At 63.6% G+C, this 13,406-nt stretch carries 11 protein-coding genes; 5 read left to right on the plus strand and 6 right to left on the minus strand.

The window, feature by feature from the left end; all coding sequences use genetic code 11:
* The first annotated feature begins 33 nt into the window (after positions 1-33).
* From KIO74_RS04105 to KIO74_RS04120, 4 genes are all read left to right on the plus strand, one after another.
* Positions 34-666 (plus strand): DUF2497 domain-containing protein, encoded by a 633-nt coding sequence (locus tag KIO74_RS04105; RefSeq protein WP_213334077.1) that lies wholly within the window; start codon positions 34-36, stop codon positions 664-666.
* Between the two features lie 197 nt (positions 667-863).
* On the plus strand, positions 864-3,650 hold the full coding sequence (locus KIO74_RS04110) for a valine--tRNA ligase (protein ID WP_213334091.1): 2,787 nt from the start codon (positions 864-866) through the stop codon (positions 3,648-3,650).
* Between the two features lie 414 nt (positions 3,651-4,064).
* On the plus strand, positions 4,065-4,901 hold the full coding sequence (locus tag KIO74_RS04115; RefSeq protein WP_213334094.1) for a tetratricopeptide repeat protein: 837 nt from the start codon (positions 4,065-4,067) through the stop codon (positions 4,899-4,901).
* 53 nt (positions 4,902-4,954) lie between these two features.
* A complete protein-coding gene (locus KIO74_RS04120) occupies positions 4,955-5,674 on the plus strand; it encodes a hypothetical protein (RefSeq protein ID WP_249730850.1) in 720 nt (239 codons plus the stop codon).
* Here the strand turns inward: KIO74_RS04120 and xth are convergent.
* The 5 genes from xth to KIO74_RS04145 form a co-directional block, all read right to left on the minus strand.
* A complete protein-coding gene (gene xth / locus KIO74_RS04125; RefSeq protein ID WP_213330777.1) occupies positions 5,664-6,461 on the minus strand; it encodes an exodeoxyribonuclease III in 798 nt (265 codons plus the stop codon). The genes KIO74_RS04120 and xth overlap by 11 nt on opposite strands.
* A 122-nt stretch (positions 6,462-6,583) precedes the next feature.
* A complete protein-coding gene (locus KIO74_RS04130; RefSeq protein WP_249730851.1) occupies positions 6,584-6,922 on the minus strand; it encodes a hypothetical protein in 339 nt (112 codons plus the stop codon).
* A gap of 174 nt (positions 6,923-7,096) precedes the next feature.
* Positions 7,097-8,230: an alkene reductase gene (locus KIO74_RS04135; protein WP_213330779.1), complete on the minus strand. Its 1,134-nt coding sequence runs from the start codon at positions 8,228-8,230 to the stop codon at positions 7,097-7,099.
* 234 nt (positions 8,231-8,464) lie between these two features.
* Entirely contained in the window at positions 8,465-8,842 is a 378-nt protein-coding gene (locus tag KIO74_RS04140) for a hypothetical protein (protein ID WP_213330781.1), read from the minus strand.
* A 221-nt stretch (positions 8,843-9,063) separates the two neighbouring features.
* Positions 9,064-9,399, minus strand: a complete 336-nt coding sequence (locus KIO74_RS04145) for a hypothetical protein (RefSeq protein WP_213330783.1) — start codon at positions 9,397-9,399, stop codon at positions 9,064-9,066.
* 539 nt (positions 9,400-9,938) lie between these two features.
* On the opposite strand from KIO74_RS04145, the gene KIO74_RS04150 reads away from it, so the two are divergent.
* On the plus strand, positions 9,939-12,032 hold the full coding sequence (locus KIO74_RS04150; protein WP_213330785.1) for a M3 family metallopeptidase: 2,094 nt from the start codon (positions 9,939-9,941) through the stop codon (positions 12,030-12,032).
* Between the two features lie 267 nt (positions 12,033-12,299).
* Here the strand turns inward: KIO74_RS04150 and KIO74_RS04155 are convergent, their stop codons facing one another.
* Complete coding sequence (locus KIO74_RS04155) at positions 12,300-13,295, minus strand: DMT family transporter (RefSeq protein WP_213330787.1); 996 nt, start codon at positions 13,293-13,295, stop codon at positions 12,300-12,302.
* Positions 13,296-13,406 lie beyond the last annotated feature (111 nt).

Below are 13,406 nucleotides of genomic sequence, written 5' to 3' on the forward strand. Positions count from 1 at the left end.
CGGGCCGACGCGGCACGTGGTGCGGAGCCCTCGATGGACGAGATCCTGGCATCCATCCGTCGCATCATCGCCGACGATCAGGCGCAGGGATTCGCGGGGCCAGCCCGTCGCAGCCCGCCGCCGGAGGCTTATGCCGCGGAGCGTGGTGAACCGCGTCCCGATCCCAGGCCGGAAGTGCGGGTGGAGCCGCGCCGCCCGTCTCGTCCTCTCCTTGAAGGAGCGCCCGACATGCGACTTGGCGATGCGGACCGTTTGGCTCGAGCACCGAAAAGTCTCAACGAGACCGTCGAGGTGAGGTCTCCGGCTCCTCCCGTCATGCGCGAGCCCGCGCCGCATACTTTCAATCCTCCGCCCGCGGAGGCCGTTCTGCGTGCGCAGGCCGTCCCGGCCGAGACCCCGGATCCGGCACCGAAGCTTCGCCGCAGCGAGGGCGCCGACATCGCCGAGCGCCTGCTTTCCCCGCATAGCCATGCTTCCGTTTCCACCGCTTTCGATGCCTTGGCTTCATCGGCCGCGCAGCATGTCAGCCCGTCCATGGAAGATTTCGTGCGGGAGATGCTCCGGCCGATGCTGAAGTCCTGGCTGGACGAGAATCTCCCATCGCTGGTCGAGCGTCTCGTCAGGCAGGAAATCGAGCGCGTGGCGCGGGGACCGGGCCAGCGCTGATCTTCGCGATCGAAACGCGTCGCTCTTATGCGGATGCGACGCGTTGTTGAAGACCGCGCCCTTGAAGACGCTTTTCTCGAGCCTCCTTTCCTTGGAAAAAGCCCGAGGCTACCGGTTGGTGGCCTCCTTTGCATTGACTCAAGACCCCGCTTCGTCGTCTACCTCAAGCCAATAGTATCGGCGCGATAGCGGTTGGCATCATGGATAAGACGTTTGAACCCTCCCTCGTCGAGGCGCGGATCTCGACAGTTTGGGACGAGGCTGAGGCCTTCAAGGCGGGCCGTCCGGAGCGGGCGGGCGCAGAGCCTTACTGTATTGTCATTCCGCCGCCGAACGTGACCGGCTCGCTCCACATGGGGCATGCGCTCAACAACACGCTCCAAGACGTGCTTTGCCGGTTCGAGCGCATGCGCGGCAAGGACGTGCTGTGGCAGCCGGGGATGGATCACGCGGGCATCGCCACACAGATGGTGGTCGAGCGCCAACTCGCCGAGCGCCAGCAGCCTGGACGCCGCGACATGGGTCGCGAGGCTTTCCTGGAGCGGGTCTGGGCGTGGAAAGAAGAGTCGGGCGGCACGATCGGCCGTCAGCTCAAGCGTCTTGGCGCTTCCTGTGACTGGTCGCGCGAACGCTTCACCATGGACGAGGGCCTTTCGCAGGCCGTGCGCAAGGTGTTCGTCGAGCTTTACCGGCAGGGCCTGATCTACAAGGACAAGCGGCTGGTCAATTGGGACCCGAAGTTCCAGACAGCCATTTCGGACATCGAGGTTCAGCAGATCGAGGTGAAGGGCAACCTCTGGCATCTGCGCTATCCCGTGGTCGACGATGCCGGCGCGCCAACCGGCGAGGTTATCGTCGTCGCGACGACGCGCCCTGAGACTATGCTGGGCGACACCGCCGTGGCCGTTCATCCGGATGACGAGCGTTATGCGCATCTGCATGGCCGCCATGTGCGTCTGCCTCTCGTGGGCCGCCTCATTCCCATCGTGACGGACGCCTATTCCGATCCCGAAAAGGGGACCGGTGCTGTCAAGATCACTCCGGCGCATGATTTCAACGACTTCGATGTCGGCAAGCGGCATGGCCTCGCGGCTGTCAACATTCTCGGTCCGGAAGCGCAGATGCTGCTCGCGGGCAATGAGGATTTCCTCGAAGGCGCCGAAGCCGGTGACGATCTCCAGTGGGTGCTCGGCCTTGATGGCCTCGACCGGTTCGAGGCGCGCAAGCGGCTCGTCGCGCGGTTCGAGAAGAGTGGCGTGCTCGATACGATCGAGCCGCATGTCCATATGGTTCCGCACGGCGATCGCTCGAATGTGGTGATCGAGCCGTGGCTCACCGACCAGTGGTACGTCGACGTCAAGCCTCTGGCGGACAGGGCGCTGGCGGCGGTGAAGGATGGCAAGACCTCCTTCGTGCCGAAGAACTGGGAAAAGACATTCTTCGACTGGCTGGAGAATATCGAGCCGTGGTGTGTCTCGCGCCAGCTCTGGTGGGGGCATCAGATTCCGGCCTGGTACGACGGCTTCGGGCATGTCTTCGTTGCGGACAGCGAGGAGGAGGCTCTCGCAGCCGCGCTTGGCCAGAACGTCGCCGACGGCAATATCGACGAGACGGAGGCGGCCGCGATCATGGCCGATGCGGGCAAGAGCGCCGCATTCCTGACGCGCGACGAGGATGTGCTCGACACCTGGTTCTCATCGGCGCTGTGGCCGTTCTCGACGCTCGGCTGGCCCGACGCCACGCCGGAGCTCGCCCGCTACTACCCGACCAGCGTGCTCGTGACCGGCTTCGACATCATCTTCTTCTGGGTCGCCCGGATGATGATGATGGGCCTCCATTTCATGGACGAGGTGCCGTTCCGGACCGTTTACATGCACGCGCTCGTCCGTGACGAGAAGGGCGCCAAGATGTCGAAGTCCAAGGGCAATGTCATCGATCCGCTCGAGCTCGTCGACCGCTACGGCGCGGATGCCGTGCGCTTCACGCTGGCGGCCATGGCGGCCCAGGGACGCGACATCAAGCTCTCCCCACAACGCGTTGAGGGATATCGCAATTTCGCGACAAAGCTGTGGAATGCCGCGCGTTTCGCCGAGATGAACGGTTGCGTCCGCGTTGCCGGCTACGCACCGGCCAACGTGACGGAGACCCTTAATAAATGGGTCATCGGCGAATGCGCGCGCGCTGTGAGCGAGGTGACGTCCGCGTTGGACGCGTTCCGCTTCAACGATGCGGCCGGCGCCGCCTATCGCTTCGTCTGGAACGTCTTCTGCGACTGGTATCTCGAGCTCGCCAAGCCGATCCTGCAGGGCGCCGATGGCGCGGCCAAGGATGAGACCCGGGCGACGACAGCCTATCTCCTCGACCAGATCTGCAAGATCCTGCACCCCTTCATGCCCTTCCTCACCGAGGAGCTCTGGGCGATCAAGGGGGCCGAGGGCCCGGCGCGTACATCGGTGCTCGCGCTCGCCCGTTGGCCTGATGTCACTGGTGTGGACGATGCCCAGGCGGAATTGGAGATCGGCTGGCTGGTGGAGCTCGTGTCCGAGATCCGCTCGGCGCGCGCCGAGACGAATGTGCCGGCCGGTTCCCAGGTGTCCCTCGTCCTCGTCAAACCGGGTGCGGAAACCGCTGCGCGGGCCGCGCGCTGGGATGAGACGCTGCGGCGTCTCGCCCGTCTCGGTGACGTGACCGTTGCCGACACGGTGCCTCCCGGTTCGGTCCAGCTGGTGGTGCGAGGCGACATAGTGGCCATGCCGCTCGCGGGCATCGTCGATCTCGCGGCCGAGCAGCAGCGCCTTGCCAAGGAAGCGGCCAAGCTGACGTCCGACATCGCCAAGATCGACGCCAAGCTGGGCAACTCCGACTTTCTGGCGCGGGCGCCGGAAGAGGTCGTCGATGAGCAGCGTGAGCGGCGTGAGGAGGCCGAGGTCCGCCTCGTCAAGATCCGCGATGCCGCTGAGCGTTTGGCGCGCGCGGCAGGATAAGCCGCGCGCCGCTGAATCTGTGGCGAACACGCAACAGGCCTGCTGCAATCGGTGTTGGTCTTCAGGACGACCAACGCTCGCCGCGATGCCGCCATAAACCCGTTGCTAGATAAGCTCACGAGCAACTTGTTGAAAGCATTGCTTTTTGCCGATGCTTACGCGTTGCTTGGCTTGTAGCCGGCAACTTGCCAAACGTCAGCGGGGCATTTGCATAACGGGATGCCTCCGTGTCATTTGGTGAGACTGATCGAGGAACATGCGACGATCGGCAGAGGCCGGAGCCGGGCATGTCGATCGGTTGCTGGTGTTAATCGACCGGGGTGGGGCTGCCATGGTCTCGCGCGAAGTTTTCGGACTTCGTCGAGGGGGGGCGTGGTTGTGGTTTGAATAGCTCTTGGGATGAAATTGAGAGCGATGCGGATCAGCAAGCTTTGTGCGTGGGGTTTTTCTGCCGCAATGGCTCTGGGGGGAGCTTTGCCGGCAGCCGCTTTTGACGGCCCGCGGCCCGCCACACCCCCAGCCGCGACGCCCAATGCGCCCGCAGGGGCGTTCAAGTCCGTTCGTGAAGCGTTCCGGAGCGGCATGAAGAATTACAATGCCGGCGACAAGCGGAGCGCCGTGCAGGCTTTGGAATATGCGGCGACCCAGGGGCATACGCCAGCGCTCTGGAAGCTTGGCCGCATGTATGCCGAGGGTGACGGGGTTACCCACGACGACCTCAAAGCCTTCGAGTACTTCTCCAAGGTTGCCGATGAATACGCGGACGAGAGCCCGGATTCGCCGAATGCGCGCTTCGTCGCGAGCGCTTTCACGGCGCTTGGCGGCTATTTCATCGATGGCATTCCGAACACCTATGTGAAGGCGGACCTGCGCCGCGCGGTCGATCTGCTGCAGTATGCGGCGTCCTATTACGGCGATCCCAACGCGCAGTACGATCTCGCCCGGCTCTATCTCGACGGGCAGGGCGTCGCCAAGGACGCCCGGCAGGCAGCGCGCTGGCTGAACCTGTCCGCGGAAAAAGGCCACCACCAGGCTCAGGCATTGCTGGGCCATATTCTGGTCAACGGTCTCGGCGTGCCGCGGCAGAGCGCTCGCGGTCTGATGTGGCTCACGATGGCGCGCGAAGCCGCCGATCCGGACAAGGACGAGTGGATCATCGAACTCCATCAGAAGGATTTCGCCAACGCCAGCGAGAGCGATCGCCAAGCGGCTCTTGCCTATCTTGAGGGCTATCTCAAGAAGGACCGCTGATCGTGATCGCGGCCTCGTCAGCCCCTCCCAGTGACATTTGGTGAGGCATCGGATTGGCGTCCGGAACCATCGAGAGATCCTGGTTCACGCCTATCGACGCCTATTGTGAGCGTCTCGACCCGAGCTTCTGGTCAGAACCCGTCAACGCCCTCACCAACGGGGCATTCTTCGCTGCGGGTATCGCTGCCTATCTAATGCTGCGCGATCGCCGCGATTGGCCGGCCCTGTTGCTTGTCGGACTGACATTTCTCATCGGTGCCGGCAGCTTCCTCTTTCACACCTTCGCCAATCGCTGGTCGGCTCTGGCCGACGTCGTGCCGATCGGCATTTTCATTCTGGTCTATTTCTTCCTGGCCATGCGTCGCTTCCTGGGGCTGTCCCTCGTCGGCGCCGTCGTCGCGACCATCGGCTTCCAGGGGGGATCAGTCCTCATCACATGGATCTGGCGGAACGCCATCGTGACGCCGCTCGGCTTCGACCCCATCAATGGCTCGGCCGGCTATCTGCCGGCTCTGATCGCCATCGTGGGCGTCGGCTTGGCAGCCTGGCCGCGCGATCCCGCCACGGCGCGGCGGCTTTGCCTTGCTGGCGGGGTCTTCATGCTATCGCTCGCATGCCGAGCGCTTGATGCGCGGATCTGCGGCGCGGTCCCGCTCGGCAGCCATTTCCTCTGGCATCTCCTCAACGGCACCTTGCTGTTTCTTCTGATGCGCGCGGCGATCATCCGGGGGCGCGGGACAACCGTGGGGTCCGGACGCGCGGTCAGAGCCTGATGTCGACCGATACGGGGACGTGGTCGGAGGGCTTTTCGAGGGCGCGCATATATTTGTGAATCGCTGTCGTCTCCAGGCGATCAGCCGCCTGCGGTGACAGGAGGAGATGGTCGATGCGGATGCCGTTGTTTTTCTGCCAGGCACCGGCCTGATAGTCCCAGAACGTGTAGAGCCCGCTCTCCTCGGTGCAGGCGCGCACGGCATCGGTCAGGCCGAGATCAAGGAGAGAGCGGAAGGCGCTGCGAGTCTGCGGCAGGAAGAGGGCATCGTGCACCCAGGCTTCCGGCCTTGCCGCGTCCCACGGCTCTGGAATGACGTTGTAGTCGCCGGCGAGAACGAGCGGTTCCTCGAAGGCGAGAAGCTCGCGGGCATGCGCCGACAGGCGGTCCATCCAGCGGAGCTTGTAAGGATATTTCGCGGTATCTGGCGGATTGCCATTGGGCAGATAGATCGAGGCAACGCGTAAAGCACCGCTCGCCGTCGAAATGGTCGCTTCGAGGTAGCGCGCTTGGTCGGGGCCTTCCTCATCAAGGCCATCGCGACCGGGCAAGCCTCGCCGGACATCCTCCAGAGGCGCGCGCGAAAGAATGGCGACGCCATTGAAGGTCTTCTGGCCGTAAACGGCCAAGTTGTAGCCGGCAGCCTCGACTTCCGCGACCGGGAAAGCCTCGTCGACACATTTGATCTCCTGGAGGCACAGGACATCCGGTGTCTGTTCGGCCAGGAAAGCCGTGAGATGGCCAAGGCGTTGCTTGACGGAATTGATGTTCCAGGTGGCGATGCGCATGCTTCACGACATTTGAATCGAAGAGCCTATCGCCACCTTTGCCACATCATGTCCGTCAAGTCATGTCCACCGTGCCTCGCCAATTCTGGCGTCCGGTGCGTGAGCCGATCCGGATCAACCGATCAGCGCTGCCAGCATACGCGAACCCGTCGCGGACCCCAGGGCGAGGGTTGCCAGCGCCAGCCACATACCACTCGCGGGCGGTACCGTGGCGGGCCGTAGCCATAGCCGTAGTAGGGCCGGGGCCGGTAGTAGCGGCGGGGTGGTCCGTAGTACCTGCGGCCGTAGTAGCCGGGTGGGCCCCAATACTGCACCTGCTGCACGAGGTCCGCGGCGCTCGCGGGGAGAGCGGAGGCCGCGCCGCCGGCAATAGGGCCGGCGGCTTGGGCGCTGCCACCAAAGCCTATCCCGCCAGCCGCAATCGCGACGGCCAGGAAAGCGCCTTTGAGGGAAAAGTGCATCGATATCGTCTCCTGACGCCCCCGATCCACCTCACAGCCCCCGGTGAGGTCTAACCCAACCTATTTCACTCTGCCGTGATCCAACTGAACCACGGCTGTTTGAGCTGTTCAGTTTCAGTTCACGAACGGAACTGTTGTCCCAAGGAAACGCGCGGAGAACGGCTGAGTTCCCGCTCAGGCTGCGGCGTCAGCCAAGGACGGATAGTCGGTGTAGCCTTCCGCCCCACCGCCATAGAGCGTTTCGCGCTTGACCTCGGCCAGAGAGGCATCGCGGCGCAGGCGTTCCGGCAGGTCGGGATTGGAAATGAAGGCGCGGCCAAATGCGATGAGATCGGCATTGCCCGATGTGAGGGCGGCGATCGCCAGATCACGTGTATAGCCGTTGTTGGCGATGTAGGCGCCTCGGAAGGCCTTGCGCAGCGCCTGAAAGTCGAACGCCGCGATATCGCGTGGGCCACCTGTCGCGCCTTCGATGACATGGATGAAGGCGAGTTCGAGTTTGTCGAGCTCGGCAACGAGATGATTGAACAGGGGCTGTGGATTGCTGTCGGAAATATCGTTGGCGGGGGACACCGGCGAGAGCCGGATGCCGACGCGGCCCTTGTCCCATGCCTTGACCGCGGCTGTAGCCACTTCCACCGCGAAGCGGACCCGGTTCTCGATCGAGCCGCCATAGCGGTCGGTGCGATGGTTCGTGCCGTCCTTAAGGAACTGGTCGATCAGGTAGCCGTTGGCACCGTGCAGTTCGATCCCGTCGAAGCCTGCCTCGCGTGCATTGCGCGTGGCGGCGGCATAGTCGTCGACGATGCCTTGGATCTCCTCCAGCGCCAAGGCACGCGGCGCGGACACCTCGGCAAAGCCTCCGGAGAGATAGGTCTTGGTGTGGGCCGGTATCGCGGAGGGCGCGACGGGTGCGCCGCCGCCGGGCTGGAGTTCTGTGCTCGATACGCGGCCGACATGCCATACCTGGGCGATGATCTTGCCACCCAAGTCATGAACCGCGTCGGTGATTTTGCGCCATCCCGCGATCTGCGCCTCGGAATAGATGCCGGGGGTCGCCATATAGCCTTGCCCCTGAGGGGAAATCTGTGTCCCTTCCGAGATGATCAATCCCGCGCCCGCGCGTTGACGATAATAATCGATGGCAAGATCGCTCGGTATGTCGCCGGAGATCGCGCGGTTGCGGGTCAAGGGCGCCATGACCAGACGGTTCGCGACGTCGATGGCGCCCAGGCGAAAGGGAGAAAAAAGGATCGAGGCGTCAGCACTCTTAGCGGCACTATTGGCGGCACTCGCGTCAACACTCATCGGGAACTCCATCCGAGCGATGTGGATAAAGGGATTATCCAATCAATATGGTGGAGATGGCGTGAGCTGAGCAGGGGCAGATGGATGCATCCAGTGCATGTGACCCCTGCTTCAAGCGACGACGTCGCCGGGTGTCTAGAGGGCCTGATGCCCCACCGCGGCCGATCCGCTTAGAACGGATCGGGAATTGCTATGGCGCTGCAAATTTCTCCGCCGAGGCGGACCCGGTCGGGACTAATGCTGCTGCGGCGCCTCAGGAGGAGCATTACGCTTCACGGCGCGCGCAAGGAACTCGGCGAGACGGCCGCATTCCGCGAAGGGAACGGCATAATGCAGCCACCCGAAGCGGGGGTCGCGCAAGTGAAGGACGGTGAAGTCCTTGTCCTGCGGGAGCTCGGCCGAAAACCGCGGGTTGGAGATGGCCTGAACAGGGCGCCCGGGCTGCCAGTCCGCCTCGACGCGTGGCTCCATCCGCGCCCGCATTTCACCCAATCCCTGCAGGATCTGCTCAAGCTGCGCGGCATCGATCTCGAGGGCAATGGCGGGGTTATTCTCATCCGACAGGGTGATGGTTTGCGTCTCGGGATTGTGGTGCAAGCGAACGACAGCCATACGGATCTCCTGACAAACATTAAGCGACGCTAGAGGACCCGCCCTCAACCGTCCACCGTGAGCTTAGCGGGCATAGAGTGTTCGCTATATCAGGCTTTTGTAAAATGCATACCGTGCAAAACCGGTCTTCCAAAAGGATCACCCCCGGCTGTGAGGGCCGGGGGTGATGGAAAATAATCAGCGGGGCGCTGAAAAGAGAGCGGCTTTACAACCGGTCCGGGTTACCGACGGTAGCACCTCTGAACACGTTCTGTCCGCCAGCCGCCATAGGGACCGCGTACACGCACAGTCTCCCACCGGCAGACGCGACGCGGGGGCGGGCGGTAGCCATATCCGGGAGGTGGCGGGGGACGGTAGCCGGGGCGATAACCTGGAGGCGGCGGCCGGCGATAGCCGGGCGGCGGCGGCGGATAATACTGCGCGGGCTCGACATTCAACACGGATGTCGGCGTCGAGAGTGGCATTCCCGCCGGCGCTGCCGAGGCGGGGGCCGCGACGAGGCCCGCGCCAACCAGCAGGCCCGCGGTAGCCAGGATACGACCTAAGGATTTCAACATGTATTGGTCCTCCTGTAGATGAAAGTCTTGCCTGCCCGCGCGGTTCCAATGCGGGATGTATAACTGTGCATCTGTGGCAATTCAGTCGACTGCCGGTGATGCGAGGGTCGCCGTGATCTCACGCTTCCCTGCCGGTGACGAGCAGGCATTCATAAACCTCGTTGAAGACTTGGCGGTAATTGCCGTTGCTTTGCCATCTTACGAAGCAAGTAGAGAATTTTTCAGATGAACCGCAGATTAATGGCCCTCAATGTTACAAAAGCTTAATGTGAACCGTACTGGATAGGATGTGTCGCAATATGGCGCCATGGTTAATTTTTAATAAATCAGAATTTTTGATGTTTTGACAATCGAGCGACATACTTTCGCTAAGTTTCTTGTTCGCCGCGTTTATATTGATGCATCCCAGTCTAATGACGCATGATGGTTCTTTCGCGGCTTCCACTATCGACTCGTCGCGCGATCGGCTTGTCGGCTCAGCCTGATGGTTTCCTCCTTTCCCGCTGTCACCTAGAATTGGCTCTGGAATGGAGAGTTTCATGATCGATCGCTTGCCCGATTCCCCGCGTGCACAGAGCGGTGCCAATCCCTTGCCGGAATCCAATCCCTTGCTCTCCCCTTGGGAGACACCGTTTGGCGTAGCCCCCTTCGCGCGTATTAAGCCGGAGCATTTCGAGCCAGCCTTCCGGGTGGCGCTCGCGGCGCATGAAGCGGAGATCGAGGCCATAGCCGGCAATCCGGCCGAGGCGGACTTCGACAATACGCTCGCGGCGCTCGAACGCAGCGGCCGCGGTCTCACGCGGGTGGCTGCCGTTTTCTACAATCTCACGGGCGCCCATACGAACAAGGAGCTGGAGGCGATCGATCGAGCCATTTCGCCGGTGCTCGCGGGCCATCGCAACGCCGTCTACCAGAACGCCGCGCTTTTCCGGCGCGTCGAAGCGGTGGTGGAGAGCGGAGAGGGGGTGTCGTCGGCTGAACAGGCACAGGTTCTTGACCGCTACCACAAGGCTTTCGTGCGGGCGGGGGCGGGGCTTGAGTCGGCGGCCAAGGAACGTCTGGGGACGATCGCCAAACGCCTTGCGCTGCTGGGCACAGAGTTCGCGCAGAACGTCCTGGCCGATGAGGCCTCCTACAGCCTCGTGCTGAAGGGCGAAGAGGATCTCGCCGGCTTGCCGGACTTCCTGCGCGACGCGGCGGCGCAGGCGGCGACCGAGCGTGGCCATGACGGGCAGCACGTCATCACGCTCTCGCGCTCCAGCGTGGAGCCCTTCCTGATGTTCTCGGCGCGGCGCGACCTGCGTGAGCAGGCCTTCAAGGCCTGGATCGCTCGTGGTGAAGCGGGCGAGACGGACAATCGCGGCCTCATCGCGGAAATGGTTGCCTTGCGCGCCGAGCGTGCGCGCCTGCTCGGCTTTCCGACCTTCGCCGATTTCCGTCTGGATGATTCCATGGCAAAGACGCCCGGGGCGGCATTGGCCTTGTTGCATTCGGTCTGGGAGCCGGCGCTCCGGCAGGCGGATGCGGAACGCGCCGCGCTCGAGGCGCGTATGGCGGCGGACGGGGTCAATGGCCCCCTGCAGCCCTGGGACTGGCGCTATTATGCGCAGCAGGTGCGCAGGGCCGACTTCGACCTCGATGAGAGCGAGATCAAGCCCTATCTCCAGCTCGACAACATCGTCGACGCCGCTTTCGATGTGGCTCACAAGCTCTTTGGTCTCAGCTTCAACGAGCGCCGCGATCTCAGCCTCTATCACCGGGACGTCCGGGCCTTCGACGTGAAGAACGCGGCGGGGGATGTGATCGGCCTTTTCCTGGGGGATTATTTCGGCCGCGCTTCCAAGCGCAGCGGCGCCTGGATGAGCTCTTTTCGCACGCAGGAGAAGTTTGACGGCGAGGTGAAGCCGATCATCGTCAATGTGATGAATTTCGCCAAGGCGCGGGACGGGGAACCGACCTTGCTCTCCTTCGACGACGCGCGCACGTTGTTCCACGAATTCGGCCATGCGCTGCATGGGCTTCTGTCGGATGTCGATTATCCGATGATCGCCGGTACGAGTGTGGCGCGTGATTTCGTGGAGTTTCCCTCGCAGCTCTACGAGCATTGGCTGGAGCGGCCGGAGGTCCTGCAGCGTTTCGCGCTGCATTACCGGACGGGGGAGCCGATGCCGGACGCCTTGATCGCGCGCATTCTCGCAAGCCGCAACTTCGGGCAGGGCTTCGCGACGGTCGAATATGCCTCATCGGCGCTGGTCGATCTCGATTTTCATAGTCTCACGTCGGCGGATGACCTCGATGTTACGGCTTTCGAGGCCGCATCGCTCGCCCGGATCGGCATGCCCGATGCCATCGTCATGCGCCACCGGCCCACGCATTTCACCCATGTCTTCGCCGGCGAGGGTTATTCCGCAGCCTACTACAGCTATCTCTGGTCCGAGGTGCTCGACGCTGACGGCTTCGGCGCCTTCGAAGAGGCCGGTGACATCTTTGACCCCGCCACCGCGCGGCGACTGAAGGATTGCGTCTATGCGGCGGGCTACCGGCAGGCGCCGGATGCGGCCTATCGGGCCTTCCGCGGCCGTGATCCCGATCCGGCGGCGTTGTTGCGCAAGCGCGGCCTCGCCTCGGCTTGAGGCGGGGCGCGCCGATCCCAATTCAGTACCTTTGGTGGGATTGGACGCTCAGGAACCCCCGTGTCATCCCGGAAACCGCAAAGCGGCTGTCCGGGATCCAGAACCATCGCGCTCAAGAAAAAAGCGCCCTGTGCAAAGGCATATGGCGACTCCAGAACGGTAACGGTTCTGGATCCCGGGCCCGCGCTGATGCGCGTCGCGGGATGACCGGCGTGGCCGACCCTTGCATGTCGGTTCGGTCCACCCCGTCCCCATGTACCCGATCGGCTATCTCCGCCGTGCCGCCAGGAGCGGCATGGCGAGCCCGCTCGCAATGATGAGGGCCGTGCCCGCGAGGGCGAGCGCGTCCGGCATGATGCCCAGAACCGCGATATCGAGCGCCAGCGCCAGCGGAACGCTCGTGTAGCGCAGGGGGCTCGTGATCGCGAGTCGCGCGTTGCGGATGCCCTGCGCGATCAGGACGTTGCTGGCGATGTAGAGTGCGACGGCGGCGACGAGAATGCCGATGTCGCCGATGTTGATGGGCTTCCAACTGCTTCCCAGGGAGAGCGCGAGCCCCAGCATGAGCGTTGCCGCGTTGGCCATGGCGGTCATGCGCAGCGCGCCATAGTGGCGCGGCATGGAGCGCGTCAGCACGTCACGCAGCGCGAAGGCGAGCGCACTGAGCGTCACCATGGCAAGGCCCGCCGGCGAAGCATCGAGGCCGGGACGCAGCAGCAGCAGCGTGCCCGCAAGCCCGAAGCCGATGGCGACCCAGGCCGTCGCCGGCGTGGCCTCTTGCAGCACGAAGCGGCCGATCAGCGCCGTCATGATCGGGATGGTCATCAGGACGGCGGTGACCAGGGCGAGCGGCATCCGCGTCACGGCGAAGATAAGGCAGGCGGTGGCGGTGGCCTCGCAGGCCGCGCGGACGAGAACCGCGCGCGTGAAGGGTGACGGCCGCGGCGGCTGGCGCTGGCTGCGCCAGGCGATCAGCGGCAACAGCACCAAGAGGGCCGATCCTGAACGCAGAACGATGATCTCCGAGACAGGCAGCGTCGCGAGCAACTTGAAGAAGAAGTTGTTCCCGACACCCGCTGCCACCGCGACGAAGGTCTGCAGAATCCCAAGCCGCTCCTGGTCAAGCCGCTCCTGGTCAAGCCGTTCCTGGTCATGCCGCTCCTGATCGAGGCGCTCCTGGTCGTTCGTCTGGGTGGTGACCGAGGCAGGGGCCGGCTGGCCTGCGCGACCGGGCTCATCTGGGGCGGGGGAAGGAGACGACATGAGGTGAAACGACCGAGCGTGCGTCGGGAAGCGGAGGTCCGGGCGTCGCCGCAGACCGCTTGACGGTAACAGGCGTTCGGCATAAGGTCCACAATGAAAAACATGAGATCC

Source organism: Chelatococcus sp. HY11, assembly GCF_018398335.1.
GTDB lineage: Bacteria > Pseudomonadota > Alphaproteobacteria > Rhizobiales > Beijerinckiaceae > Chelatococcus.